General features: G+C 44.4%; 4 protein-coding genes and 4 pseudogenes. 1 reads left to right on the top strand and 7 read right to left on the bottom strand.

The annotated features are described in order from the left end of the window. Nucleotides 1–546, bottom strand: a 546-nt coding sequence (locus tag PMG71_RS10160) for a diacylglycerol/polyprenol kinase family protein (protein WP_283753562.1), incomplete at its 3' end; no start/stop codon positions are given. A 47-nt stretch (nucleotides 547–593) separates the two neighbouring features. Next, a pseudogene (locus tag PMG71_RS23885) lies at nucleotides 594–746 on the bottom strand (transposase); the annotation flags it as partial. Between the two features lie 236 nt (nucleotides 747–982). Between PMG71_RS23885 and PMG71_RS10155 the strand changes: the two are divergent. Beyond that, the gene (locus PMG71_RS10155; RefSeq protein WP_283753561.1) at nucleotides 983–1,210 is read left to right on the top strand and encodes a hypothetical protein; all 228 of its coding nucleotides are present in this window, start codon (nucleotides 983–985) and stop codon (nucleotides 1,208–1,210) included. A 6-nt stretch (nucleotides 1,211–1,216) separates the two neighbouring features. Here PMG71_RS10155 and PMG71_RS10150 read toward each other — a convergent pair whose 3' ends face one another. The 5 genes and pseudogenes from PMG71_RS10150 to PMG71_RS10130 all read right to left on the bottom strand — a co-directional run. Beyond that, the gene (locus PMG71_RS10150; RefSeq protein ID WP_283753560.1) at nucleotides 1,217–1,588 is read right to left on the bottom strand and encodes a hypothetical protein; all 372 of its coding nucleotides are present in this window, start codon (nucleotides 1,586–1,588) and stop codon (nucleotides 1,217–1,219) included. Between the two features lie 100 nt (nucleotides 1,589–1,688). Then, nucleotides 1,689–2,135: pseudogene (locus tag PMG71_RS10145) on the bottom strand (Bax inhibitor-1 family protein); the annotation flags it as partial. A gap of 99 nt (nucleotides 2,136–2,234) precedes the next feature. Then, nucleotides 2,235–2,498, bottom strand: coding sequence for a hypothetical protein (locus tag PMG71_RS10140; RefSeq protein WP_283753558.1), 264 nt, complete (start codon nucleotides 2,496–2,498; stop codon nucleotides 2,235–2,237). A 170-nt stretch (nucleotides 2,499–2,668) separates the two neighbouring features. Continuing rightward, nucleotides 2,669–2,851 (bottom strand): annotated as a pseudogene (locus tag PMG71_RS10135) (ABC transporter permease); the annotation flags it as partial. Further along, nucleotides 2,764–3,022 (bottom strand): annotated as a pseudogene (locus tag PMG71_RS10130) (hypothetical protein); the annotation flags it as partial. The pseudogenes PMG71_RS10135 and PMG71_RS10130, both read right to left, overlap by 88 nt.

Genomic DNA, 3,022 nt, shown 5'->3' with positions numbered 1-3,022 from the left:
AGCTCGTCCTGTATTCGTGAGCAACAGTAAGGGAATATGGGTGCTTAAAAAAGCAACGGTGAAAAAGGCGATCGAACCTTCCGCACTTTTACGTCCTTCTGAGGTGCTATAAGTGTGTAATCCATAGCTCACTCCAATGAGTGCCGCTACTGCATCTCCGAGGGTAAGCAGAAGCATCGGAATCAGATAGTAGACGAGATTACCTTGGGACAAGGTAAAAACAATTGCAACCGATAAGGGAAAATAGACTTCCCCCCAGGAGCTACGACCGACGCTATCAGTGACACTGCCCAACTGTTGATGAAAGTAAGGGATAAATTTAATACTGCATAGAAAGGCGATCGCGGCGATCGCCAACCCGATCACCGGCAGGGGAGACTCGAATAACCAGGGAAAACTCAACGTCACCAACCCCATCCCCACATGCAGCAACTTACGCACCCCTTCAGGATGGGGAGAGTAGCAGTGCTGATACACCCGCAAAACCACGATCAATCCCGCAAGAATTGATAACACTAACAGTACGCTAACCCAAGCCGGAAACATAGCTATCTCAATTAAAAATTAAAAATGGGTTAGCTGAATCTCTTCGAGTACACTGTACCATGATGAGGGAAATCATGAGGCAACATTTCCCACTGACAACCACTTCGCTGCACGTAAAAAATGGCATTCAGGATTTCTCTGAGATCTACAGTTCTTGGTCTGCCAAAGCCTTTTTTTTCCGGCAGCAAAGGGCTGATTATTTCCCATTATCTATCACTGAGATCGCTCGGATAGGCTTGGCGCTTTGGGTTAGCAATTTGGGGTAATCGACTCATGGACAGGTTTTCAGGACTTACCAATCTTACCGTAACACCTCCTTACTTGGTTTCACTGCCGATCTTTACTTTTTCTTTAGGAATCAGCTCTTAGCTCCGAACGGAAAAGTTCGCTAGGGCTAACTGACCCCAACGCCAGCATTGACGAGGATTACGAGGATATGCCGTTAGAGCGTTCGTTACCCCCTAACTCTGAGAGTTCTAACGAAATTAACGGTCTAACAGAGCAAGTTCGGATAGCTTTAGATGATGGGTTACCTGACTCTGAAATCATCACAACAGTGATGGGTTACAAGGGAGCAAAATATCAGGAAGGGAAGGCTAAATTAGAGCAGATTAAAGCTTCTTTGGAGTCTCTAGAAGATAATGATAAAAAAGAAGTTCCTTAACTATCTTTATAAAATAGGATGCTCGTCATGCCATTCTTTGGAAGAGACTCCAAATCCATACATTTGTTCACTCCATTCTCGTTCTTTTTTTTCCTGTTCTTCTCTTGCTTTCCATTCATATTCGTGTTGGTTTGCCCTTATCTCAGCTTCTCTCTCTCGTTCCTCTTCTTCCTCCCTCATCTGCTTTAATCTGAGTCTTCGTTTCCATTGCTCTCTAGTCTCATTTGGTTTTTGCTTAAACTCTTCCAGCTTTAGATGGCGTAGATGCAAACATCCCAGTACAAAAATAATGATAACTGTGGATGTAGGAGCCAAGATTAAAAAATGGCATCCGATAAGACCAATAATCACCCATCCAAAAAAATTAATCAGACGCATCTTAGTTCCTCCAAAAATCATTGAATGCATTGGGAGACAGTTCAGTATAGATGAGGGTGTTTTTCATTGACCGATGCCCTAAGTAATGCTGGATCGCTCTTAGAGCTAAACCATCTTGCTCCGAGAGGTTTGATCCAATTTGGCGAGCAAAAACAAACGCTACCCCACAACCGAGAGCAGCAAAGGCAATGCCTTGCATCCCCACCCCTTCAGTCCCCAGAGCGACGTAAACTAAGCCACTCAGGGTATAGCCAGACAGGAGGCTATAGGTTGCCAGTAGGGGGAGAGCGATGCTGTTGTTGGCTTTTTCTGCCACTCTTCTAGCGGCAAAGAAAAGCACTAACTCAACAATCATGGCCACAATAAAAGTGGGCATGAAGATGCCAGGGTTAGTGTTGATTACGGTTAAGCCACCATAGGTTCCGAGAGCCGTTAAAACCAAGCCTCCCCCCACATAGGGAAGGGCATTTGGAATTACATTAGGGCCAACAACCCGTTGTCCCTTGGCTTCGCGAATGTCATTGAGAAAGTTAGAACTGTTACTCATGGGTGTTTATCGTGAAACCTCTATCACAAAGCTATATCTTATATTGTGGCGCAAAGCTCTGTAGAGTTGCCGAAAATCACCCAGTTTGTTTAATCTCATCTAAATGAGGATGAGCATCACAATCACGCTCAGAAGGGCAAGGATGGCAGCCGAGGGGCGATCGCCTTCATAATCTCGATAATTCCGATAATCGCCATAATCGCCATAATCATGATGAGAGTGATAATGACGATGATAGTGGCGATCGTCCAAAGATCGCTCTAATCCACATTTCAAGCAAACATAACGACGAGGGTTTTCAGGATCTTGTACAAAAGGACAATAATTTTGGGAACAATTCGTTAAACAAGTTTTTGGAGACATAAGTAGAAATCCTCAACCTTGTATATAGTTGTCTCCTGCAAGGCTGTTGAAGTTCCTTCCGGACACTTGGAACCCTACCCTTGTCTGTTATGTGTTCCCCCTATCCCCCTATCACAGCGCATTCATGTCCGCGATAGCGGAAAGCGCTGTAATGGGGACTTCTCCAATCTTTACTTTTCACTCTTATAGCGCCAGAATTCTGCTAGGAATGCCACTAATCCCGACATGGCAATCAGGATCACACTGAGGGCGTTAATATCCGGTTTTACGCCGGTTCGGATGCGGCTAAAAATTTCCATAGGCAAGGTATTAAAGCCACTCCCAGCAGTGAAGCTGGCGATGAGAAAATCAGCAAACTTCCGAGTCCAGCATAGTCTCTTTGAGGTAATACAGCCACAGTCTTAAGAATGAGGGTATCTATAGGCAACTTCCGTTGTTTTAAGCAAAAATCCGGAAGAGCAAATAAAAAACCAACAATCTTTTTTCTCTGTTCAGCTAATAATACGAATTCTGGATTAATGTAC

Source organism: Roseofilum acuticapitatum BLCC-M154 (genome assembly GCF_030068475.1).
Taxonomy (GTDB): domain Bacteria; phylum Cyanobacteriota; class Cyanobacteriia; order Cyanobacteriales; family Desertifilaceae; genus Roseofilum; species Roseofilum acuticapitatum.
Note: the sequence above shows the minus strand (reverse complement) of the source record. Positions and strands in the feature narration are given on the sequence as shown.

Coding starts and splice junctions, on each gene's coding strand:
- PMG71_RS10155 (WP_283753561.1), top strand. CDS start 983: ATGCCGTTAGAGCGTTCGTTACCCCCTAACTCTGAGAGTTCTAACGAA.
- PMG71_RS10150 (WP_283753560.1), bottom strand. CDS start 1,588: ATGCGTCTGATTAATTTTTTTGGATGGGTGATTATTGGTCTTATCGGA.
- PMG71_RS10140 (WP_283753558.1), bottom strand. CDS start 2,498: ATGTCTCCAAAAACTTGTTTAACGAATTGTTCCCAAAATTATTGTCCT.